Annotated in this window: 26 protein-coding genes; 21 read left to right on the top strand and 5 right to left on the bottom strand. The window is 68.9% G+C overall.

What is annotated here, in order from left to right; translation table 11 throughout:
• The first annotated feature begins 88 nt into the window (after positions 1-88).
• From AC07YS_RS04275 to AC07YS_RS04265, 3 genes are read left to right on the top strand one after another with little or no spacing between them, the layout of a single operon-like run.
• Positions 89-733: a putative DNA-mimic protein gene (locus AC07YS_RS04275; protein ID WP_495268216.1), complete on the top strand. Its 645-nt coding sequence runs from the start codon at positions 89-91 to the stop codon at positions 731-733.
• A gap of 41 nt (positions 734-774) precedes the next feature.
• On the top strand, positions 775-1,287 hold the full coding sequence (locus AC07YS_RS04270) for a phosphatase domain-containing putative toxin (protein WP_495268215.1): 513 nt from the start codon (positions 775-777) through the stop codon (positions 1,285-1,287).
• Positions 1,284-1,985, top strand: a complete 702-nt coding sequence (locus AC07YS_RS04265; RefSeq protein ID WP_495268214.1) for a VOC family protein — start codon at positions 1,284-1,286, stop codon at positions 1,983-1,985. Before AC07YS_RS04270 ends, AC07YS_RS04265 begins: the two co-directional genes overlap by 4 nt.
• A gap of 68 nt (positions 1,986-2,053) precedes the next feature.
• On the opposite strand, the gene AC07YS_RS04260 is transcribed toward AC07YS_RS04265, so the two are convergent.
• The gene (locus AC07YS_RS04260) at positions 2,054-2,257 is read right to left on the bottom strand and encodes a TetR-like C-terminal domain-containing protein (RefSeq protein WP_495268213.1); all 204 of its coding nucleotides are present in this window, start codon (positions 2,255-2,257) and stop codon (positions 2,054-2,056) included.
• A gap of 375 nt (positions 2,258-2,632) precedes the next feature.
• On the opposite strand from AC07YS_RS04260, the gene AC07YS_RS04255 reads away from it, so the two are divergent.
• The 7 genes from AC07YS_RS04255 to AC07YS_RS04225 all read left to right on the top strand — a co-directional run bounded on the left by AC07YS_RS04255 (position 2,633) and on the right by AC07YS_RS04225 (position 6,093).
• Entirely contained in the window at positions 2,633-3,037 is a 405-nt protein-coding gene (locus AC07YS_RS04255; RefSeq protein ID WP_390341839.1) for a hypothetical protein, read from the top strand.
• Between the two features lie 265 nt (positions 3,038-3,302).
• Positions 3,303-3,587, top strand: coding sequence for a hypothetical protein (locus tag AC07YS_RS04250; protein WP_495268212.1), 285 nt, complete (start codon positions 3,303-3,305; stop codon positions 3,585-3,587).
• 25 nt (positions 3,588-3,612) lie between these two features.
• Positions 3,613-3,960, top strand: coding sequence for an NIPSNAP family protein (locus AC07YS_RS04245; RefSeq protein ID WP_495268211.1), 348 nt, complete (start codon positions 3,613-3,615; stop codon positions 3,958-3,960).
• Between the two features lie 75 nt (positions 3,961-4,035).
• A complete protein-coding gene (locus AC07YS_RS04240) occupies positions 4,036-4,401 on the top strand; it encodes a nuclear transport factor 2 family protein (protein WP_062474347.1) in 366 nt (121 codons plus the stop codon).
• A gap of 181 nt (positions 4,402-4,582) precedes the next feature.
• Positions 4,583-5,020 carry a hypothetical protein gene (locus AC07YS_RS04235; protein WP_495268210.1) on the top strand — a complete coding sequence of 146 codons (438 nt, stop codon included), beginning with the start codon at positions 4,583-4,585 and terminating at the stop codon, positions 5,018-5,020.
• 89 nt (positions 5,021-5,109) lie between these two features.
• A complete protein-coding gene (locus AC07YS_RS04230; protein ID WP_070062202.1) occupies positions 5,110-5,400 on the top strand; it encodes a DUF2277 domain-containing protein in 291 nt (96 codons plus the stop codon).
• 66 nt (positions 5,401-5,466) lie between these two features.
• The gene (locus tag AC07YS_RS04225) at positions 5,467-6,093 is read left to right on the top strand and encodes a LysE family translocator (protein WP_307637472.1); all 627 of its coding nucleotides are present in this window, start codon (positions 5,467-5,469) and stop codon (positions 6,091-6,093) included.
• An 83-nt stretch (positions 6,094-6,176) separates the two neighbouring features.
• Here the strand turns inward: AC07YS_RS04225 and AC07YS_RS04220 are convergent, their stop codons facing one another.
• Entirely contained in the window at positions 6,177-6,383 is a 207-nt protein-coding gene (locus tag AC07YS_RS04220; RefSeq protein WP_062474353.1) for a hypothetical protein, read from the bottom strand.
• A gap of 182 nt (positions 6,384-6,565) precedes the next feature.
• On the opposite strand from AC07YS_RS04220, the gene AC07YS_RS04215 reads away from it, so the two are divergent.
• From AC07YS_RS04215 to AC07YS_RS04185, 7 genes are all read left to right on the top strand, one after another.
• A complete protein-coding gene (locus tag AC07YS_RS04215; protein WP_070062200.1) occupies positions 6,566-7,012 on the top strand; it encodes a helix-turn-helix transcriptional regulator in 447 nt (148 codons plus the stop codon).
• 28 nt (positions 7,013-7,040) lie between these two features.
• Positions 7,041-7,451, top strand: coding sequence for a VOC family protein (locus tag AC07YS_RS04210; RefSeq protein ID WP_495268209.1), 411 nt, complete (start codon positions 7,041-7,043; stop codon positions 7,449-7,451).
• Between the two features lie 87 nt (positions 7,452-7,538).
• Complete coding sequence (locus AC07YS_RS04205; protein WP_495268208.1) at positions 7,539-9,941, top strand: ATP-binding cassette domain-containing protein; 2,403 nt, start codon at positions 7,539-7,541, stop codon at positions 9,939-9,941.
• Between the two features lie 85 nt (positions 9,942-10,026).
• Positions 10,027-12,258, top strand: coding sequence for a penicillin-binding protein 1C (gene pbpC, locus AC07YS_RS04200; protein WP_495268207.1), 2,232 nt, complete (start codon positions 10,027-10,029; stop codon positions 12,256-12,258).
• Complete coding sequence (locus AC07YS_RS04195; protein ID WP_495268206.1) at positions 12,255-13,715, top strand: TPM domain-containing protein; 1,461 nt, start codon at positions 12,255-12,257, stop codon at positions 13,713-13,715. The genes pbpC and AC07YS_RS04195 overlap by 4 nt, the downstream gene beginning before the upstream one ends.
• A 122-nt stretch (positions 13,716-13,837) precedes the next feature.
• Positions 13,838-14,518, top strand: coding sequence for a FadR/GntR family transcriptional regulator (locus tag AC07YS_RS04190; RefSeq protein WP_095949614.1), 681 nt, complete (start codon positions 13,838-13,840; stop codon positions 14,516-14,518).
• The gene (locus AC07YS_RS04185) at positions 14,515-15,831 is read left to right on the top strand and encodes a CynX/NimT family MFS transporter (RefSeq protein ID WP_095746504.1); all 1,317 of its coding nucleotides are present in this window, start codon (positions 14,515-14,517) and stop codon (positions 15,829-15,831) included. The genes AC07YS_RS04190 and AC07YS_RS04185 overlap by 4 nt, the downstream gene beginning before the upstream one ends.
• 19 nt (positions 15,832-15,850) lie before the next feature.
• Here the strand turns inward: AC07YS_RS04185 and AC07YS_RS04180 are convergent, their stop codons facing one another.
• Positions 15,851-16,657, bottom strand: a complete 807-nt coding sequence (locus tag AC07YS_RS04180) for a hypothetical protein (protein WP_495268205.1) — start codon at positions 16,655-16,657, stop codon at positions 15,851-15,853.
• A 167-nt stretch (positions 16,658-16,824) separates the two neighbouring features.
• On the opposite strand from AC07YS_RS04180, the gene AC07YS_RS04175 reads away from it, so the two are divergent.
• The 4 genes from AC07YS_RS04175 (at position 16,825) to AC07YS_RS04160 (ending at position 21,114) form a co-directional block, all read left to right on the top strand.
• On the top strand, positions 16,825-19,059 hold the full coding sequence (locus AC07YS_RS04175) for an NADP-dependent isocitrate dehydrogenase (protein WP_095949616.1): 2,235 nt from the start codon (positions 16,825-16,827) through the stop codon (positions 19,057-19,059).
• A gap of 153 nt (positions 19,060-19,212) precedes the next feature.
• Positions 19,213-19,572 carry a DUF1161 domain-containing protein gene (locus tag AC07YS_RS04170; RefSeq protein WP_495268204.1) on the top strand — a complete coding sequence of 120 codons (360 nt, stop codon included), beginning with the start codon at positions 19,213-19,215 and terminating at the stop codon, positions 19,570-19,572.
• 13 nt (positions 19,573-19,585) lie between these two features.
• A complete protein-coding gene (locus tag AC07YS_RS04165; protein WP_495268203.1) occupies positions 19,586-20,188 on the top strand; it encodes a Pr6Pr family membrane protein in 603 nt (200 codons plus the stop codon).
• A gap of 161 nt (positions 20,189-20,349) precedes the next feature.
• The gene (locus tag AC07YS_RS04160; RefSeq protein WP_495268202.1) at positions 20,350-21,114 is read left to right on the top strand and encodes an SDR family oxidoreductase; all 765 of its coding nucleotides are present in this window, start codon (positions 20,350-20,352) and stop codon (positions 21,112-21,114) included.
• A 14-nt stretch (positions 21,115-21,128) separates the two neighbouring features.
• Here AC07YS_RS04160 and cynS read toward each other — a convergent pair whose 3' ends face one another.
• Both cynS and AC07YS_RS04150 read right to left on the bottom strand, forming a co-directional pair.
• Entirely contained in the window at positions 21,129-21,572 is a 444-nt protein-coding gene (cynS, locus tag AC07YS_RS04155; RefSeq protein WP_095746510.1) for a cyanase, read from the bottom strand.
• A 73-nt stretch (positions 21,573-21,645) separates the two neighbouring features.
• On the bottom strand, positions 21,646-22,068 hold the full coding sequence (locus AC07YS_RS04150) for a nuclear transport factor 2 family protein (RefSeq protein ID WP_495268201.1): 423 nt from the start codon (positions 22,066-22,068) through the stop codon (positions 21,646-21,648).
• Positions 22,069-22,077: the final 9 nt, after the last annotated feature.

Raw genomic sequence — 22,077 nt, 5'->3', positions numbered from 1 at the left:
CGGGGCACCCCACGGTGAAGGCGGGCCGTCATCCCGCCTTCACCGCGCCTCGTCACCATCGCGACGAACCCACAACCTGGAGAACCCCATGGGCCTGGCCATTTGCGTCGGCATCCTCGCCGACCTGATCGAGAACGATCCCGAGAGCGCCGAACACTTCGAGGCAGATTTCGCTGCCGCGAACCGCAAGCTCGCCGAAGCCGGCCTGCCGCCGCACGTCGAGCCGCGCAGCCTGCCGCCGCTCGAATCCCGCGCGCCGCTGGACGGCCTGCCCTATTCGTTCATCCACTACCTGCGCCGCGCCTACGCGCACCGCGTGACGACCCCCGGCTGGATCGCCACGCCCCTGCCGGAGGACGCCGACCCCACGGAAGACGAGACGCTCGAAGACGTGGCCGGCATGTTCGAAAGCCACTTGCTGTGCCACTCCGACGCGGAAGGTTTCTACCTGCCGGTCGACTTCGACGAAGTGATCTTTGCCGGGGAAGACGAGACCGACCTGCCCGGCGGCATGCTCGGCTCGTCGTACCGCCTGCTCGAAGAATTGGTGCTGGTGGCGCCCGCGCTCGGCATCACGCTTTCGGACGGCGAGCTGTCGGACGAGGAAGCGGCCCGGATCGCCGACAGCATGGGCGAGGATGAAGGCCTCTACCGGGAGACCGAGTCGTGGCTGCTGCTGTACGAATCGGCGCGGCTGAGCATCGCGCACAAGACGGCGATCGTTTTCACCTGAGGGCCATGCGGCTGATCGATCGGCTGTAAGGTCCGCAGACCATGTTCGAGACCACCATCCACTGGGTCCGCGACATACCGCCGCATCGGCTGGGCCTGATGGCACGCCCGCGCGGCGGCGACCAGCTGCGCGCCGAGGTGGCGTCCTGGCAGCGTGCCTCGCTAGACATCGTGGTCTCCCTGCTCGAGGCGCAGGAAATCAGGGCACTTGAACTCCGGGAAGAGCCTGCGCTGTGCGCCGAACATGGCATCGTGTTCCGGCATTTCCCGATTCCGGACCGAGGCCTGCCGGCATCGCAGCAGGACGCGGCGGCCTTCATTGCCGAACTGGGCGCCGAACTGGCGAGCGGAAAGGCGATCGCCATCCACTGCCGCGCAGGCATCGGCCGCACGGGCCTCATCGCGGGCAGCCTGCTGCACGGGCTCGGCGTTCCGCGCCAGAACATCTTCCACCTGCTGAGCCGCTCCCGGGGCGTCGACATGCCCGACACACCGGAGCAGGCGGAATGGGTCGCGCAGTACATCCTCGGCACCCGCCGCCCGCCGCCCCCATGAAGAAGTCGATCCGCATCGGCCGCGCGCCAGTCGATCCACAGGCGCCGTCGGGAAGCGAACACGACGGATCGCTCTCGTGCCCCAAGCCCTGGGACGCACTCGAGGCCACCGCCACGCCCGGCGTCCGGTATTGCAGCGACTGCGGCAAGAACGTGTTCCAGGTGAACACCACCGAAGAGGTGCGCGAGGCCGCCCTGATGGAGCGCTGCGTCGCGATCGCGGACGACAGCGCCAGCACACACGACAGCGCAACGCAAACGCCTCCCATGACCCGCCAACTCGCCACCGTCACCCTCCTCGTCCACGACTACGACGAAGCCATCCGCTTCTTCACTGAGGCGCTGCGCTTCGAGTTGGTCGAAGACACGCCGCGCGGTCCGGGCAAGCGCTGGGTGGTGGTTGCGCCAGCACGCAACACCGGCAATGCCGGCACCGCGCTGCTGCTGGCCAAGGCCGTGACCGACGAGCAGAGCGCCAGCGTCGGCAAGCAGGCCGGCGGACGCGTGTTCCTGTTCCTGCACACCACGGACTTCGCGTCCGATCACGAACACATGACATCCCACGGCGTGCGCTTTCTCGAAGCGCCACGCCACGAGCCGCACGGTACGGTTGCCGTCTTCCTCGATCTTTGCGGCAACAAGTGGGACCTGCTTCAGCCCACCGACACCCCCACCGCTTCAGGCCGCCTTGTTCCGTGACGCACGCGTTGCGGGCTTGCGCTTGCCGCTCGCGGGGCTCGTGCCAAGCCCGACGAGCAGGCTGCCGATCAGCCTTCGACATCCGGCCGGATCTCGCCCGCCTCGGCCGCTTGCTGCAACAGCACCCGCCCTTCGTCGCGGCGCGACAGGATGAAGTGGTTGCGAAAGGCCTTCGACAGCTCGGTGTCGGGGTCCGCGGCCGCAATGATCGTCGTGATGTGGCGCCCCATGTGCGACGACAGCGTGCGCACCACCGTGCTGAGCGGGTTCACGGTCTCAAGCCGACAGACATGCCTGTCCGAAGCGCCCCAACATCAGCTCTTGCGTACTCCGTACGCAACCGTCCTAGCGATGCCGAGCGCAGTTCCGATGAAGGAAGCCTGATCTGCTGCTCCACAGACACGCGCACCGCTCAACAGCCGCGGCAGCATTGTCAGCTGGACTACCGCAATGAATGGCTCTTGAGGTCTCGACAAGAGCAACAGTGATTCACGCCCCTGCCCCACGCACGATCCAATTCGCCGGAAGCTCAAAGTGCTCGTTGCCGCCGTCGGCACGTGGGTAGACTGAGCAACGTCAGAAATGCGTACTCGACGCCCTTTTCCTGGCATGAAGTACCAACGTCCAGCAATCAAGCGAAGGAACCTGTGAAACTTGCCGCCTCCCTCACCATCGTGGCCCTTTTGTCTGGCTGTACCACCGTGTCGACCGGGGAGTTCACCACGAGCGTAAACACCGTCGCGACTCCGTCAAAGTTTCGGACCATCGTGGATGGCCGCTATCGAAAGTCGGAGCAGGCAGCAATGGTGGATTGCGTCAACGATGCGATGGCCTCCCCCTCGGAAAACATCCTGCTGCCACACGTTCGGCAGACGAAACGCGCCGACGGCTACCGCGTGGACCTTGTCGTCGCCGCTTCGCAGTTTCTGGTCGCCTATGTCCGCGACGACGGTCGCTTCCAACTCGACACATCGGACTACAGTGGCGTCGTGAAGTTCAATCGCGAAGAGACGAGTATCAAGGCCTGCTTGAGCAAGCACCGCGAGGGATAGTGGTCGATATCCGCGACGAATTCCAATGCGAGAGACGGGTGCGAGCATCTACGTGAGCACATCCATACGTTTTGAAATTGCACTTGACCATGCATTGAACGGACGGGTTTTTTCTACAAGATCAAGTCTCGAGGCGGAATTGACATGGTGTCCTGGGGGAAGACGGTCCCGACATTCGAGCTGGAATCAGAAGTCCTGTTCTCCCGGGACATTCCGCGCGAGAGCATCGTGCGGTACTGTGTCGCTACGCACGCCGCAATGCCCGATGACTTCGTCGACCTCTGACGACCGGCTGTGGAAACCAGCGGAATACGCTCAAGCCCTCATGGTCCTCCTTCTGCCACTGCTCCTCATGGTCGTGCTCGTGGCCATCATCTTCTTCGGCGGCTATCTGCTGCGTGCTGTTCTGCCTGCAGAACATGCGCTGCAGGCTCGGCTCACCGACGAGGCCATGTCACGCTACATTGATTTCGTCACGAAGAACGCCAAGGGCATCCTGGCATGTCTCCTGGTTCTGTATTTCACGGTGGTTACGTTTCTCTACGCGTAGCTCACGCTGCAGCGAAAGACGCCTCATGACCCGCCTCCTCGAAATCCGCACCTACCGCCTCAAGCCCGGCACCCTCGACGACTTCCACCGCGCGATGCATGAACGCGCGGTGCCCATGCTGCGCGGCAAGGGCATGGACGTGGTGAGCTACGGCAAGTCGGACCACGAGGAAGAGAGCTACCACCTCGTGCGCGCCTACGCGAGCCGCGAGGCGCTGGAGGCCGAGCAGGCGGCGTTCTACGGTTCCACCGAATGGCGCGAGGGCCCGCGCAGCGCGCTGGTCGACCGCATCGAGACCTACCTGAACACGCTGCTGTGGCTCTCGCCGGAGGGCGTCGACAGCCTGCGCGCGCTCAACGAACCAGCGCGTTGAACATCGGTCGACGACGCAGGGTGCGCGGGCCTACACTGCGCCTCCCGTCATCCCCCCAACTCACTGGAGAAACGCATGAACACCCAGGAAATCGCCGCCAAGCTCGTGGCGCTGTGCAAAGCAGGGACATTCGATGAAGCCCAGGCGCTCTACGCGCCCGAGGCCGTCAGCGTCGAGGCCAGCGCGCCGCCCGGCATGTCGCGCGAGTCGGTGGGCCTGTCGGCCATCCGCGCCAAGGGCGAATGGTGGGTCGCCAACCACGAGGTGCATTCGTTCCAGGTGGCCGGCCCCTGGCCGCACGACGACCGCTTCATCGTCGGCTTTCGCTTCGACGTGACCATGAAGCCCACGGGCCAGCGCTTCACGATGGAAGAGATGGCGCTGTACACCGTCAAGGACGGCAAGATCGTGCGCGAAGAGTTCTTCTACGACGGCGACTGAGCCCGGGCAGGCGCGCGCCGCGGCCGGATCGCCCGCCTGCTTCACCATTGTTGACGATTGAATCGTTCTCTCCATGGCAACGCCAATGGGCACCTCCCGCCTTCTGAACTAACGTCGAAACCGACGCCTGCACGGGCTGTCCGGCAGGCGCACCGGCGTTCATTCACAGAGGGAGGAAATCATGGTCACAGGACTCCACGTCACGCAACAACGCTCGTTCACCAACCCGGCGGACTACGAGGCTTTCTCGCTGATCCGCGTGCACAACCAGCGGCTCGCGCCGCTGGGCGGGCGCAACGCCTGGGTGGTGCTGAAGACGAACGCCGGCAAGCGCTGCTGCCGCATGATCCGGGGCATCGGCCGCGACCCGGGCTTCCCCGAAGACGGCATCGAGATCGACTACGAAACCCGGCTCGCGCTGCAGATTCCCAGGAGCAGCATCAACATGCAGGGCTTTCACGGCTGCGCGATGGAAATCCGCCGGGCCACCGCGCTGGAGGTGCTGCGCGCGCACTGGGACCACCCCGATCCCGCCTACCGCATCCCGCTGCAGATCAGCCTCGTGAGCTTCGTGCTGGGGGTGATCGGGTTGGGGCTGGGTGTCCTGAGCCTGAAGTAGCCTTTGCCCGGCGGATGCTGCGCAAGAAAACGCGATTTCGCTAGACTGGCCGCGCGGCCCCTGCGCCGCGCCCGACCGGAGCATTCGCCATGTGCCGCAGCATCAAGACCCTCTACAACTTCGAGCCCCCTGCCACCGAGCAGGAGATCCGCGCCGCCGCCCTGCAGTTCGTGCGCAAGCTCAGCGGCTTCAGCGTGCCCTCGCGCGCCAACGAGCAGGCCTTCGAGCGCGCCGTGGACGAGGTGGCCGCCACGGCCGCGCGGCTGATCGAGTCGCTGGTGACCACGGCCGAGCCGCGTGACCGGGCCATCGAGGCCGAGCGTGCCAAGGCGCGGTCTGCGCTGCGTTTCGGCGCACCTGCTTCGACCTCGGACGCATGAAAAAGACTTCGTTCCCGCGCTGAACGGCGCACCGCCCTTCCCACACCACCAGGAGCATCCATCCCCATGCCCATCGAACTCTGGCTCGCCTTCGTCGCCGCTTCGGCGCTGCTGTTGATCATTCCGGGGCCGACCATCCTCACGGTGATCAGCTATTCGATGTCGCACGGCCGGCGCGCCAACGTGCCGCTGGTGGCCGCCGTGGCGCTGGGCGACTCGACCGCGCTGGTGGTGTCGCTGCTGGGCCTGGGCGCGCTGCTGGCCGCGTCTGCGTTCTGGTTCACGGTGGTGAAGTGGGTCGGCGGCCTGTACCTGCTGTACCTGGGCATCAAGCTGCTGCGCGCCGGCATCTCGTCCACCGAAACCGCCGCGCCGGCCGCACCGGCCTCGCGCTGGCGCCTGTTCGCCAACACCTACCTGGTGACGGCGTTGAACCCCAAGGGCATCGTGTTCTTCGTGGCCTTCCTGCCGCAGTTCATCCGCCCGGGCGCCGACGTGTCGCATCAGATGTGGGTGCTGGCCCTGACCTTCGTGGCGCTGGCCACGCTCAACGCCACGCTCTATGCGGTGTTCGCCAGCTCGGCCGGCCGGCTGCTCGCCTCGCCGCGCGCGCAGCGGCGCTTCCACCTCGCTGGTGGCTCGCTGCTGAGCGCGGCCGGCCTGTGGGCGCTGATGGCGCGCCGCGCCACCTGAGCACATCCACACACGCACAAGAAAAAAGACCGCGGGGCTGCGTGCCTCGCGGTCTTTTTCTTTGGGGGGCTTCGGTACCGGTGTCAGTAGCGGTAGGGGTTGTTCGGCCGGCGGTCGTAGCGATTGGGCACGCCGTCGTTGTCGCGGTCACGGTCGTAGCGGTTCGGCACGCCGTCGCGGTCGCGGTCGTAGCCATGGCCGCGCGGGGGCGGGCCCCGGTCGTAGGGTGCGACCACGCAACCAGCAAGGATGGCCGAGGCGGCCAGCAGAAGCGCGAGTGTTTTTGTCATGCGGAGTTCTCCTTGGGTGAGCTGGACGGTCGGGCGCGCCTGCTGCGAGCCCGTACCGTATTGAAGCCCCGCTGCGTGCGCGTCGGGTGTCCAGATGCAGGCGCTTGTGTGAAGTTCGTTACCGGATGTGGAACCTTTGCCTGCGCTTGAGCACGCCGTAGCGACGTGGCACGATCCCGCCGATGACCGCCACGCAGCCCCAGCCCTCTCTGCCCGACCTCGCACGGCTGCGCCGCGTGCGCGACCGCATCGACCGCGAGCACGCGCAGCCGCTGGACGTGGAAGCGCTCGCGCGCGACGCGAACATGTCGGCCGGCCACCTCAGCCGTCAGTTCCGCCTGGCCTATGGCGAGTCGCCCTACGCCTACCTGATGACGCGGCGCATCGAACGCGCGATGGCACTGCTGCGCCGCGGCGACCTCAGCGTGACCGAGGTCTGCTTCGAAGTCGGCTGCGCCTCGCTGGGCACCTTCACCACGCGCTTCACCGAGCTGGTGGGCGTGTCGCCCGGCGTCTACCGGCGCGAGGCGGCGCAGGCGACGGCGGGCATGCCGGCGTGCATCGCCAAACAAGTGACGCGCCCGATCAGGAATCGAGAAGCGCGAAACCCCGAGTCGCACCTAGCATGACGGCCCGTACACACTTCGGACCATCGACATGAACCTCAGCATCCATTCGAGCTTTCTCCCGCACACCGACGCGCAGGCCTCGCTCGCCTTCTACCGCGACACCCTCGGCTTCGAGGTGCGCAACGACGTAGCCTATGGCGGCATGCACTGGATCACGGTCGGCCCCGCCGGCCAGCCTGCCACCTCCATCGTGCTGTACCCGCCGGCCGCCACGCCCGGGCTCACCGACGACGAGCGCCGCACCATCGCCGAGATGATGGCCAAGGGCACCTTCGCCTCGCTGCTGCTGGCCACGCCCGACCTGGAAGGCACCTTCGAGCGCCTGCAGGCCCGCAACACCGAGATCGTGCAGGAACCCACCGACCAGCCCTACGGCGTGCGCGACTGCGCGGTGCGCGACCCGGCGGGCAACCTGATCCGCATCCAGCAGACGCGCTGATGCCGGCCTCCGGCGCCGCAACCCCCTGACCTCCTGCACGGGCGCCGCCGCCGTGGCGGCCCCGTGTCCCTTCCAGAGAAAGACCCGATGAGCAGCAAGGCCCCGAAGAAGGAAGCAACGCGCACGAAGGACGCGAACGGCGGGCACGCCGCCGACCACCACGACCTCATCCGCGTGCAGGGCGCGCGCGTGAACAACCTGAAGGACATCAGTGTCGAGCTGCCCAAGCGCCGGCTCACGGTGTTCACGGGCGTCTCGGGCTCGGGCAAGAGTTCGCTGGTGTTCGGCACCATCGCGGCCGAGTCGCAGCGGCTCATCAACGAGACCTACAGCGCCTTCGTGCAGGGCTTCATGCCGACGCTGGCGCGGCCCGAGGTCGACGTGCTCGACGGCCTCACCACCGCGATCATCGTGGACCAGGAGCGCATGGGCGGCGACCCGCGCTCCACCGTCGGCACCGCGACCGACGCCAACGCGATGCTGCGCATTCTCTTCAGCCGCCTGGGCAAGCCGCACATCGGCTCGCCCAGCGCCTTCGCGTTCAACGTGCCCTCGGTGAAGGCCACCGGCGCCATCACCGTGGAGCGCGGCGCCAGCAAGACGGTGAAGCAGACCTTCAGCCGCACCGGCGGCATGTGCCCGCGCTGCGAGGGCCGGGGCGCGGTCACCGACTTCGACCTGAGCGCGTTCTACGACGACAGCAAGTCGCTCAACGAAGGCGCGCTCACCATCCCGGGCTTCAGCATGGAAGGCTGGTACGGGCGCATCTTCAACGGCTGCGGCTTCTTCGACCCCGACAAGCCGATCCGCAAGTTCACCAAGAAGGAACTCGACGCCCTGCTCCACAAGGAGCCGACCAAGATCAAGATCGACGGCATCAACCTCACCTACCAGGGCCTCATTCCGCAGGTGCAGAAGTCGTTCCTGGCCAAGGACGTCGAGGCGATGCAGCCGCACATCCGCGCCTTCGTGGAACGCGCCGTGACCTTCACCACCTGCCCCGAGTGCGAAGGCACGCGGCTGAGCGAGGCGGCGCGTTCGTCGCGCATCAAGAAGCTCAACATCGCCGAGGCCTGCGCGATGCAGATCAGCGACCTCGCCGCGTGGGTCGGCGGCCTGAACGAGCCTTCGGTGGCGCCGCTGCTGGCCAAGCTGGCGCACACGCTCGATTCGTTCGTCGAAATCGGCCTCGGGTATCTGAGTCTTGACCGCCCCTCCGGCACGCTCTCGGGCGGCGAGGCGCAGCGCGTGAAGATGATCCGCCACCTGGGCTCCTCGCTCACCGACGTGACCTACGTCTTCGACGAGCCGACCATCGGCCTGCACCCGCACGACATCCAGCGCATGAACGAGCTGCTGCTGCGCCTGCGCGACAAGGGCAACACGGTGCTGGTCGTGGAGCACAAGCCCGAGGCGATCGCCATCGCCGACCACGTCGTCGACCTCGGCCCCGGCGCGGGCTCAGCGGGCGGCACGGTCTGCTTCGAGGGCAGCGTGGCAGCGCTGCGCACCAGCGGCACGCTCACGGGCCGGCACCTGGACGACCGGGCCGCGCTCAAGAAAAAGCTGCGCCAGCCCACCGGCGCGCTGCCGATCCGCGGCGCCAAAGCGCACAACCTGCGCAATGTCGACGTCGACATTCCGCTGGGCGTGCTGGTGGTGGTGACCGGCGTGGCGGGCTCGGGCAAGAGCTCGCTGGTGCACGGATCGATTCCCGCCGGCGCGGGCGTGGTGGCGGTCGACCAGGGGGCCATCCGCGGCTCGCGGCGCAGCAACCCGGCCACCTACACCGGCCTGCTCGACCCGATCCGCAACGCCTTCGCCAAGGCCAACGGCGTGAAGCCGGCGCTGTTCAGCGCCAACTCCGAGGGCGCCTGCCCCACCTGCAACGGGGCGGGCGTGATCTACACCGACCTGGCGATGATGGCCGGCGTGGCCACCATTTGCGAGGAGTGCGAGGGCAAGCGCTTCCACGCCTCCGTGCTCGAACACCATTTCGGCGGGCGCGACATCAGCGAGGTGCTCGCGATGCCGGTGACCGAGGCCACGGCCTTCTTCGGCGAGGGCCCGGCGCGCACGCCGGCCGCGCACGCCATCCTGCAACGGCTGGCCGACGTGGGCCTGGGCTACCTGAGCCTGGGCCAGCCACTCACCACGCTGTCGGGCGGCGAGCGCCAGCGGCTCAAGCTGGCCACGCACATGGCCGAGAAAGGCGGCGTGTACGTGCTCGACGAGCCGACCACCGGCCTGCACCTGGCCGACGTGGCGCAGCTGCTGGCCCTGCTCGACCGGCTGGTGGATGCGGGCAAGTCGGTCATCGTCATCGAGCACCACCAGGCGGTGATGGCGCACGCCGACTGGATCATCGACCTGGGCCCCGGCGCCGGCCACGACGGCGGGCGCGTGGTCTTCGAGGGCACGCCGGCCGAGCTGGTCGCCAAGCGCGCCACGCTCACAGGACAGCATCTCGCGGCGTACGTCGGCACCTGACGCGCCCGTGGGCGAGCCCCGCAAGGCATGGCGGAGAATGGGCCGTCTCCGCTTTGCCTGCCGCCCCGCGGCCCCGTCTGCTGCGATGCCTCTTGCGTTCTCGTTTTCTTCCACCGCCCGGCACACCCTGGCCGTGGTCCTGCTGACGGCAGCCGCCGCCCCCTCGGCCTGGGCGCTGGCCAGCTTCGAGGAGGTGAAGCGCGACTTCCGTTCCTCCGAGACCGCCGTGCTCGACCGCCAGGGCGAGCTGCTGCAGCGCGTGCGCACCGACCCCACGGTGCGGCGCGGCCAGTGGACCGCGCTGGCCGACGTGTCGCCCGCGCTGCGCGCGGCCATGCTGCTGAGCGAGGACAAGCGCTTCTACGAACACAGCGGCGTCGACTGGCGCGCCGCCTCGGCCGCCGCCTGGGGCAACCTGTGGAACACGCGCACGCGCGGCGCCTCGACCATCACCATGCAGCTGGCGGGCCTGCTCGACGACGACCTGCGCCGCGCGGCGGGCGGGCGCAGCTTCACGCAGAAGATCGGCCAGACCGTGGCCGCCACGCAGCTGGAGCGCCGCTGGCGCAAGGACCAGATCCTCGAGGCCTACCTGAACACGGTGCCCTTTCGCGGCGAGATCGTCGGCATCGACGCGCTCTCGCGCACGCTCTTCAGCAAGGCCCCGAGCGGGCTCGACGCGCGCGAGGCCGCCGTGGCCGCCGCGCTGGTGCGCGCGCCCAACGCCCGCCCCGCGCTGGTGGCGCAGCGCGCCTGCGAGGTGCTGCGCGTGATGGAGCCCGGCGCCAAGACCGACTGCGAGGCACTCGACATGTTCACCAGCGCGGTGGTGCAGCGGCGTGCGTTCGAGCCCAACGAAGGCATCGCGCCGCATGCCGCGCGGCGGGTGCTGCGCGAGCTGCGTGATGCCGGGGATGCAAAAGCCACCGCGCCCACCAGCGTGCGCACCACGCTGCGCGCGCCGCTGCAGCGCTACGCGCTCGACAGCCTACAGCGCCACCTGCGCGAGCTGCGCGACCGCCACGTGGAAGACGGCGCGCTCGTGGTGCTCGACAACGCGAGCGGCGAGGTGCTGGCCTGGGTCGGCTCCTCGGGCCCGCTGAGCCAGGCCGCCGAGGTCGACGGCGTGACCGCGCTGCGCCAGCCCGGCTCCACGCTCAAGCCGCTGCTGTACGCGCAGGCCCTGGCCGAGAAGCGCATCACGGCGGCCTCTCTGATCGAGGACTCGTCGGCGCAGATCAGCACCGCGAGCGGCCTCTACATTCCGCAGAACTACGACCGCCGCTTCAAGGGCCCGGTGTCGGCGCGCACCGCGCTGGCCGCCTCGCTCAACGTGCCGGCCGTGCGCACGCTGGTGATGGTGTCGCCCGAGGCCTTCGCGCGCGAGCTGCGCGCCGCCGGCCTGCCGCTGCGCGAGAGCGGCGATTACTACGGCTACAGCCTGGCACTCGGCAGCGCCGAGGTGTCGCTGCTGTCGCTGGCCAATGCCTACCGCATGATGGCCAACGGCGGACGCTTCGGGGCGACCACGCTCACGCCGCGCCCACCCGCCCCGGCCGGCAAGCAGAAGCCTGCAGAAGCCGCGCCGCTGCTCGATCCGCGCGCCGCCTTCATCGTCAGCGACATCCTCTCCGACCCGAACGCGCGCACGCGTACCTTCGGCCTGGACAGCATCCTCTCGACCCGCTTCTGGACCGCCGTGAAGACCGGCACCAGCAAGGACATGCGCGACAACTGGGCCGTGGGCTGGTCGCAGCGCTACACGGTCGGCGTGTGGGTCGGCAACGCCAGCGGCGCCTCGATGTGGGACGTGAGCGGCACCAGCGGCGCCGCGCCCGTGTGGGCCGAGGTGATGCGCTTCCTGCACGCGCGCGAACCCAGCCGCGCGCCCGCGCCGCCCGCCGGACTGGTCGAGGCGCGCGTGAGCTTCGGCCCGGGCGCCGACGGCAGCCCGCTCGAAGCGGCACGCAGCGAATGGTTTTTGCAGGGCACCGAGCAACCGCTGTTCGCGCTCGACACCGGCATGGCGAGCGACGCCGCCTCGGCGCGCATCACGGCGCCGGCCGACGGCACGATCCTCGCGCTCGACCCCGACATTCCGCCGCAGCGCCAGCGCGTGCGCTTCGAATCCGAAGGGCGCGGCGTGCAGTGGCGCATCGACGGCAAGTTCCACGCGCGCGGCAACAGCGCGCAGTGGTTGCCGTGGCCCGGGCGGCACCTGATCGAGCTGGTGGACGCCAGCGGCAAGGTGGTCGACCAGCGCCGGGTGGAGGTGCGCGGCGCGGGCGTGGTGGCGGCGAAGGGCGCGCGCCGATGAACGCGCCGATGCGCGCGCTGCTGTCGATGCCCCGCTGGCTGTCGCTGTGCCTGGGCCTGCTGCTCGTGCTGTGCCTGGCCGGCCCGCGCGCCGCGCAGGCCAAGCCCGTGCCGGTGCCGCCGATGAGCTCGCGCGTGGTCGACCTCGCGCAGACGCTGCCGCCCGGCGAGGCCGAGGCGCTGCGCGCGCAGATCGCCGACATCCAGGGCCGCACTCAGGCCCAGCTCGCGGTGCTCATCGTGCCGACCACGGGCGAGGACACCATCGAGAGCTACGCCACGCGCGTGTTTGCGAAGTGGCGGCTGGGCCGCAGCGACGCCGACGACGGCATCCTGCTGCTCGTGGCGCAGAAAGACCGCCGCATGCGCATCGAGGTCGGCACCGGGCTCGAAGGCACGGTGACCGACATCCAGGCGGCCCGCATCATCGACCGCGAGATGGCGCCGCGCTTTCGCGAGGGCGACTTCGCCGGCGGCGTGCAGGCGGCCGTGGGCGCGCTCGCGCGGCTGCTCGACGGCGAGGTGGGCGTCGTCGCGCCCGAGTCGCAGCAGATCGTCGTGGACCACGCCGCCGCACCCGACGAGAAGGTCACCAGCCTGACGCGCGGCGGCCACGTCACGCCCGAAGGTTGGGGCCTGCTGGGCGTGGTGCTGTGGGGCCTGGGCCTGGGCATCTACCACGGCCGCGGCATCGAGCGCGACCCGCCGCGCGGCACCTCGGCCTCGCGGCGCGCCGAAGAGAAAAAACGCAAGGGCAAGCGCAAGGGCAGCGCGCGCCCCGAACCCTGGGCCGACGCCCTGGCGGCGATCGAGCCCGAACCGGCGCGTGCGCGCCCTGCCCCGCGCGACCTGCGCCTGGTGCTCGGCCTGCTCGGGGCCGGCCCGCTGGCGGCCGGCGCGGCGCTGCTGAATCCGGCCATCGCGCTGGTGCTGGCGATGCCGGCGATCTTCGGCTACAGCCTGGGCTTTCTCTGCGGCATGTCGCGCACGGCCGCCATCTTCATGGGCGGCTTCGTGCTCGTGATCGCGTCGCTGGTCGCCGTCGCGTGGACGGTCGGCGCCGACCGCTTCTGGTGGGGCTTCCTGTGGGCGCTGTGCATCGGCGGCGTGACGCTGTTCGCGGTGATCATCGTGCGCTGCATGGTCAACACCTTCCAGCGCAGCGTGGTCAGCTTCCTCGTGCGCCTGGCCATCGTGGCGGGCATCTGCGGCTACGTGTTCCACATCACCTCGCCCGGCCCGGTGCCGGACACCTCGTGGATTCCGATCGCGCTGGCGGCGTTCTTCTCGATGCTGATCGGCTTCCTGCCGCCCGGCGTCATGGAATCGAGCGACGACGACGGGGACAGCGGCTGGAGCAGCAGCAGTTCGTCGTCGTCCTCCTCTTCCTCGTCGTCTTCGTCCTCCTCGGACAGCGGCGGTTCGAGCAGCGGCGGCGACGCCTCGGGCAGCTGGTAAAGCGGGCGAAAGCGGGCGGCCAGGCACCCCGCCGCACCGCCTCATGCCCCTCCCGCCGACCGCGTCTTTTTAACAGTGGTTAAATTCATCCAATCATTCAATGAATAAGCCGCCCTGATCCCATGCTCGTCCAACCGCCCCGCACCTCCCTGGCCGACGCCGCCGCGAACAGCATCCGCACCGAAATTGCGGCGGGCCGCTGGCCCATCGGCTCGCGCATTCCGATCGAGCCCCAGCTGGCGCAGCTGCTGGGCGTGAGCCGCGGCACGGTGCGCGAGGCGGTGAAGACGCTGGTCTCGCGCGGCCTGCTCGAGGTGCGGCAGGGTTCGGGCACGTACGTGCGCTCGGGCTTCGACCCCTCGGCCAGCCTGCAGAAGCTGCGCCTGGCCAGCCTGCGCGACCAGTTCGAGGTGCGCCGCGCGCTCGAGGTCGAGGCCGCCCGGCTCGCCGCCGTGCGCCACACCGCGAAAGACCTGCGCCGGCTGAACGCCCTGCTCGACAAGCGCGGCCAGCCCGACCTGGCCGACGGCGGCGCGGCCTTCATCGAGCGCGACCTGGCCTTCCACCTGGCCATCGTCGATGTGTCGGGCAACCTGGCGCTGGTCGAGACCTGCCGCTTCATCACCGGCTACATCAAGGAAACCATCGCCAGCACGCTGAGCGCCAGCCTGCCCGAGCCCGACGAGGCGGCGCACCGCGCCATCGTCGAAGGCATTGCGAGCCGCGACCCCGAGCGCGCCGCCGCCGCCGTGCGCGAGCTGATGGCGCCGACGCTCAACGCGCTCGCACTGGGCACCGCATGAACTCCATGACCTTGCCCACGGGTGTTGCTGCGCGCACCCAGGCGGCGCCATCGGGCGCCGAAGAACTGCTGATCGACGCCGAAGTCGACAGCCTGCCCGCGCCGCGCCCCACGCCGACGCCCAGCCGGGGCCGCCGGCTGCTGCTGGGCCTGACGGTGGTGCTCATCGCCTTCAACCTGCGGCCGGTGTTCGCCAGCCTGTCGGTGGTGCTGCCGGAAATCATCCGCGCCACCGGCCTGTCGGCCACCGCGGCCAGCCTGCTGACCACGCTGCCGATCGTCTGCCTGGGCGTGTTCGCGCCGATGGCGCCCTGGCTCGGGCGCCGCTTCGGCACCGAGCGCACGCTGCTGGGCTGCATGGTGCTGATCGGCGTGGGCACGGTGCTGCGCGGCACCGGCAACATCCCGCTGCTGTTCCTGGCCTCGGCCATCGCGGGCAGCGGCATCGCGGTGTCGAACGTGCTGCTCTCGGGCCTGGTGAAGCGCGACTTCGCCAAGCAGGCCGCGCTGATGATGGGCCTGTACACCATGGCCGTGTGCGGCGGTGCCGCCAGCGCCGCGGGCCTGACGGTGCCGCTGGAGCACGCGCTGGGCGGCGGCTGGACGCTGGCGCTCGCCATGTGGGCCGTGCCGGCCGCGCTGGTCACGTTCATCTGGGCACCGCAGGCGCTGCCGCTCAAGCCGGTGGCCAGCGAGTCGGGCTTCACCGTGCGCGGCCTGTGGCGCGACCGGCTGGCCTGGCAGGTGACCTTCTTCATGGGGCTGCAGTCGGCCCTGGCGTACATCGTGATGGGCTGGCTGGCGCCGATCCTGCGCGAGCGCGGGCTCAGCGGCGAAATGGCCGGCTACGTGGTGTCGCTGTCGGTCATGACGCAGGTCGTGACCTGCCTCGTGGTGCCGGCGCTGGCCGTGAAGCTGCGCAACCAGCGCGCGCTGGCGGTGGTGCTGTCGGCGATGACGGTGGCGGCCATGCTGGCCATGCTGTTCGCGCCGCTGGACGCCCCCGGCGGCATGTGGACCTGGGCCGTGGTGCTGGGCATTTCGCAGGGCGGCACCTTCGCGCTGGCGCTCACCATGATCGTGCTGCGCTCGCCCGATTCGCACATTGCCGCGCACCTGTCGGGCATGGCGCAGGGCGTGGGCTACATGGTGGCGGCCTTCGGCCCGCTGCTGGCCGGGCTGCTGCACGGCTGGACCGGCAGCTTCCGCGCCTCGGCGTGGCTGTTCGTCGGCCTGGGCGTGGTGCTGGTCATGGCGGGGCTGGGCGCGGGACGCACGCTGCACGTGGGCGCGGTGACGGTGCCGCGGCACTGATCCGCAGTCTGCTGCCTGCCTACTGCAGCCCGCCGTCGCAGGCGGTTGGTTTCCGGGCGCTGTCGTCGGTGAAGTCGACGCTGGTGCGCTTGTTGCCGGCCGGCCCCGTGTGCGCCGGCCATTCGCTCTGCAGCCAGGTGTAGCGCCACACATAGGGACCGCCGGCCTTCGCCGGCGCGTCGTAGGCGATGCGCAGGCTGCCGCGGCTTTCGTCGTGGCAGTGCTTCGAGGTCTTGTATTCCTTCTCGCTGAAGCAGGCGCGGATCGACCGCGAGCACCAGTACGGAACGCCCTCGCGCGCGGCCTTGGCGCGCTGCCCGGGCGGCGTGTCCAGCGGCACGAAGTCGGCCGTCACATAGGACGCGCCGCCGCCCGAATAGCTTTCCGATTCGTGCTGGGTCACGGCCACGGCCCAGCGGCCTTCGGCCAGCGGGTAGAGCACCGGCGCGAGGGCCAGGTGCAGCTCGGGGTCGGTGCTGGGGCGGTCGCGCTGCTGCGAGGCCACGTAGGTCGAGAAATCGTGCAGCTGCGCGAGCTGCCAGCCACCGGCGCCGGCGTCGCGCTTCAGGCGCGCCATGGCCAGGGGCTTTTCCGAGGTGAGCAGGTAGTCGTCGGGCGCGCCGCCGTCACGCGGGCGGTGCAGCTTCAGCGCCTGCGCATCGCAGGGCTGGGGCAGCAAGGCGCACAGGTGGGCGCGCCACATGGCGTCGACGGCCTCGGGCGTCTTGACGGCCACGAAGACCTGCGCTGCGGGCGCAGCGAGCACCGGGCCGGCCAGCAGCGACGCGAGAAGACCGACGATCCCGGCAAGAGGCAGCTTTTTCATGGGGCGCAATGGTAGCCATCGCGGGAAGCCCTGGCAGAGGGGTCATCGGGGTTTCTCCGGCCGCGCCCCGGCCCGACCGGGCGACAATGGGGGGCTCCGGCGAAAGTCCATTTCGCCCAATGAAATTTCAGCCCTCTCGACAACCCAGAACCTACGGAAGCAAGCGCATGAGCACGAAGCAACCCACCATCGTCTACACCCTCACCGACGAGGCGCCCCTGCTGGCGACCTACGCCTTCCTGCCCATCGTGCGCGCCTTCACGGCTCCGGCCGGCATCAACGTGACGACGAGCGACATCTCGGTGGCCGCTCGCATCCTGGGCGAGTTCCCCGAGTTCCTGAGCGACGACCAGAAGGTGCCCGACAACCTGGCCGAACTGGGCAAGCTCACGCTCAAGCCCGAAGCCAACATCATCAAGCTGCCCAACATCAGCGCCTCGGTGTCGCAGCTCAAGTCGGCCATCAAGGAACTGCAGGGCAAGGGCTACAAGATCCCCGACTACCCGGAGAACCCGACCTCGGACGAGGACAAGGACATCCGCACGCGCTACAACAAGTGCACCGGCAGCGCCGTGAACCCCGTGCTGCGCGAAGGCAACTCCGACCGCCGCGCGCCCCGCGCCGTGAAGGAATACGCCCGCAAGAACCCGCACAGCATGGCCGAGTGGAGCCAGGCCTCGCGCTCGCACGTCTCGCACATGCACGGCGGCGACTTCTATCACGGCGAAAAGTCCATGACGCTGGACCGCGCGCGCAACGTCAAGATGGAACTGCTCACCAAGAGCGGCAAGACCATCGTGCTCAAGCCCAAGGTCGCCCTGCTCGACCGCGAAATCATCGACTCCATGTTCATGAGCAAGAAGGCCCTGCTGGCCTTCTATGAAAAGGAAATCGAAGACGCGCACAAGACCGGCGTGATGTTCTCGCTGCACGTGAAGGCCACCATGATGAAGGTCTCGCACCCCATCGTGTTCGGCCACTGCGTGAAGATCTTCTACAAGGAAGCCTTCGAGAAACACGGCAAGCTGTTCGACGAGCTGGGCATCAACGTCAACAACGGCATGGTCGACCTGTACAACAAGATCGCCACGCTGCCCCAGAGCACGCAGGACGAGATCAAGCGCGACCTGCACGCCTGCCACGAAGGCCGCCCCGAGCTGGCCATGGTCGACTCGGCCAAGGGCATCACCAACTTCCACTCGCCCAACGACGTGATCGTGGACGCCTCGATGCCCGCCATGATCCGCAACGGCGGCAAGATGTGGGGCGCCGATGGCCGCCTGAAGGACGTGAAGGCCGTGATGCCCGAATCGACCTTCGCCCGCATCTACCAGGAGATCATCAACTTCTGCAAGTGGCACGGCGCCTTCGACCCCAAGACCATGGGCACCGTGCCCAACGTCGGCCTCATGGCCCAGAAGGCCGAAGAGTACGGCTCGCACGACAAGACCTTCGAGATCCCCGAAGACGGCGTGGCCAACATCACCGACCTGGACACCGGCGAAGTGCTGATGAGCGAAGACGTGGAAAAGGGCGACATCTGGCGCATGTGCCAGGTCAAGGACGCCGCGATCCGCGACTGGGTGAAGCTGGCCGTGAACCGCGCGCGCAACTCCGGCATGCCGGTCGTGTTCTGGCTCGACGCCTACCGTCCGCACGAGGCGCAGCTGATCACCAAGGTCAAGATGTACCTGCACGAGCACGACACCACGGGCCTGGACATCCAGATCATGAGCCAGGTGCGCGCCATGCGCTACACGCTGGAGCGCGTCGTGCGCGGCCTGGACACCATCAGCGCCACCGGCAACATCCTGCGCGACTACCTCACCGACCTGTTCCCCATCATGGAACTGGGCACCTCGGCCAAGATGCTGTCGATCGTGCCGCTCATGGCCGGCGGCGGCATGTACGAGACCGGCGCGGGCGGCTCGGCCCCCAAGCACGTGCAGCAGCTGGTGGAAGAAAACCACCTGCGCTGGGACTCGCTGGGCGAGTTCCTCGCGCTGGCCGTGAGCCTGGAAGACCTGGGCCTGAAGACCGGCAACGCGCAGGCCAAGATCCTGGCCAAGACGCTCGACGCCGCCACGGGCCAGTTGCTGGACAACAACAAGAACCCGTCGCCCAAGACCGGTCAGCTGGACAACCGCGGCAGCCAGTTCTACCTGGCCATGTACTGGGCCCAGGAACTCGCCGCACAGACCGAGGACAAGGAGCTGCAGGCCAAGTTCAAGAAGCTGGCCGAAGCGCTCACCGCCAACGAGAAGAAGATCGTCGACGAACTCGCGGCCGTGCAGGGCAAGGCCGTGGACATCGGCGGCTACTACCTGGCCGACCCGAAGAAGTACGAAGCCGTGATGCGCCCGAGCGCCACGCTGAACGCGGTGCTGGCACCGGCGGTCTGATTCCGCTGCGTTGCGCCTCCCGGGCCTGACCAGGCCCGGAAGTGCCCACACCAACGGCCTGTCGCTCACGCGGCGGGCCGTTGGTCTTTGTGCGCGACTAGACTCCGATTTCTCCCGCCCCCACTGCACGCAAGAAAGAAAGGCAGGCCCCTCATGAAACGCCATTGGCTTGCTGTTGCCGCCGCCTGGCCCCTGCTCATGGCCGCCGGCAGCGCCCATGCCCAGAACCCGAGCCCGACCAACTGCGAAACGCTGCGCGCCCAGATCGAGGCCAAGATCGCCGCCTCGGGCGTGACGAACTTCAGCGTCGTCACCGTCGATGCCGCCGCCACGGCGAGCGGACAGGTGGTGGGCAGCTGCGACCTGGGCACCAGGAAGATCGTCTACCAGCGCGAAGGCGGCGCGGCCTCGCCGCCCCCGAGCGCCACCTCGGCGCCCGCATCGCGCGGCGAGCCCATCCTCACCGAATGCAAGGACGGCTCGGTGTCCATGGGCGGCAGCTGCAGGCCCTGAGGACCGGCATCCCATGGCCTGGTCCGCCCTGCGCCTCTTCTTCGGCCTGCTGACCCTGGTGGCGATCGGCTGGCAGCTGGCGATCCATGTCCGCATGGGTTTCAACGTCGTCAACTTCTTCAGCTTCTTCACCAACCTCTCGAACCTGCTCGCGGCCATCGTGCTGGTGCTGGGGGCGCGCCGCCTCTGGCGGCCGGCGTCCACGGGGCCCGACGAAAGGCTGCGCGCCCTGTCGGCCGTGAACATGGTGGTGGTCGGCATCGTCTTCTCGCTGCTACTGCGCGACGTCGACCTCGGCGCGCTGCGGCCGTGGATCAACACGCTGCTGCACCACGTCATGCCCTGCGTCGTGCTGCTCGACTGGCTCCTGCAGCCGCCGCGCAGGCGCCTCGGCGGCCGGCAGCTGCTGTGGACGCTGGTCTTCCCGATGGCCTACCTGGTCTACACGCTGGTGCGCGGCAGCCGCACGGGCTGGTACCCCTACCCCTTCCTCAACCCTGCCCACGTCGGCGGCTACGGCGGCGTGGCCGTCTATGCGGCAGGCATCGCGCTGACCTTCGGGCTGGCGGGATGGGGGTTGCTGGCGTTGGGGAACCGGCTGGGCCGGCGCGCCTGACGCGGCCCCGCGCACGACCCGCCTGTTTCTGCATTTCGCAGGATCAGGCAAAAACCTCGTTCGATCCGGATACCGCCTCCGGCCCCTTCGCCCCGAGACTCCTCTGCATGCCCGGCGCACCCTTCGCGCCGTGGCGCATCGACCCGCATGAGGAGTTTTGTATGAGTGCAATCCAGGACACAGTGGTTCTCGTCACCGGCGCCAGCAGCGGCATCGGCGAGGCGACGGCGCGGCGGCTCGCGCGGCGCGGCGCCCATGTGGTGCTCGGCGCGCGCCGCACCGAACGGCTCGCGGCGCTCGCGGCCGAGATCAATGCCACAGGCGGCTCGGCGAGCTTCCGGCGGCTCGACGTGACGCACCGGCCCGACATGGAGGCCTTTGCCGAGTTCGCCCTCGACACGCACGACCGCATCGACGTGCTGGTGAACGCCGCCGGCGTGATGCCGCTGTCGCCGCTGTGGCAGCGCAAGATCGAGGAGTGGGAGCTGATGATCGACGTCAACCTGCGCGGCATGCTGCTGGGCGTGGCGGCTGTGCTGCCCACGATGCAGGAGCAGGGCTGGGGCCACATCGTCAACGTCGCGCCAGTGGCCATGGGCGGCGCCACGCCCGACTCGGCCGTCTACCACGGCACGCAGTACGCGGTGCAGGCCATTTCGGAAGGGCTGCGGCGGGAACACGCGGGGCGCGTGCAAGTCTCGCTGGTGAGCCCCGACGTGGCCGAGGCCGCCGACCCGCTGGCCGAGCGCATCGCCGACAGCTACGCCTTCGAGCGCATGCGCACGCGGCGGCGACTGACGACGCCGGTCGAGGGCGTGGCGCGCGCCATTGCCGGGGCGATCGAGGGCGCGCGCTACGGCATGGCCGGCCCCGGCTGGCGCCCGGCTCCGACGCCGCGGCCGAAGCCCGCGGCACCGGTGTACTGACTGAGCGCCGAACGTCAGTAGCTCTTGTACGGCAGGAACTTGCCCGACAGCACCACGTTGACGCGGTCGCCCTTCGGGTCGGGCTGGCGCTGGATGTCCATGCTGAAGTCGATGGCACTCATGATGCCGTCGCCGAACTCTTCATGGATCAGTTCCTTGATGGTGGTGCCGTACACGCTCACCACCTCGTACCAGCGGTAGATCAGCGGGTCGGTGGGCACGGGCGTGGGCAGCGAGCCCTTGTAGGGCACGACCTGGAGCCACTTCTGCTCCTCGGGCGTGAGGCCGAAGATCTTGCCGACGACCTTGGCCTGCTTGTCGTCGAGCGTCATCTGGCCGAGGCAGGCGGCGGTGGTCCACTCTTTCGACAGGCCGACCTTCTTGGCCACGTCGGCCCACTGGATGCCCTTGGACACCTTCACGGTGATGATCTTCTCGGTGACGTCGTTGCGGTTCATGCGGCTTGGCTCCTGGGTATGAAGGGATGCGACAGGGCAAGCAACAGGCATGCCCGTTGTCGGCCCCTGCGCCTCAGCGCTCCCAGCGGAACTTGCGCTCCGACTCCGCAATGGGCTGGTCGTTGATGCTCGCGTAGCGCCTTTGCATCAAGCCGTTCTGCGCAAACTCCCAGTTCTCGTTGCCATGGCTGCGGAACCACTGGCCCGCGGCGTCGTGCCATTCGTACTCGAAGCGCACCGCGATGCGGTTGTCCATGAAGGCCCACAGCTGCTTCTTCAGGCGGTAGTCGTGCTCGCGCTCCCACTTGCGCGACAGGAACTCCACCACCTGCGCGCGGCCGTTGACGAAGTCGGCGCGGTTGCGCCATTCGGTGTCGGGCGTGTAGGCCAGGCTCACGCGCACGGGGTCGCGCGAGTTCCAGGCGTCTTCGGCGGCCTGGACTTTCTGGAGGGCGGATTCGAGGGTGAAGGGCGGCAGCGGCGGGTGGGATTCCATGGCGGTCTT

Source organism: Variovorax sp. GW458-11-26-14-LB1, from assembly GCF_059423965.1.
Note: the sequence above shows the minus strand (reverse complement) of the source record. Positions and strands in the feature narration are given on the sequence as shown.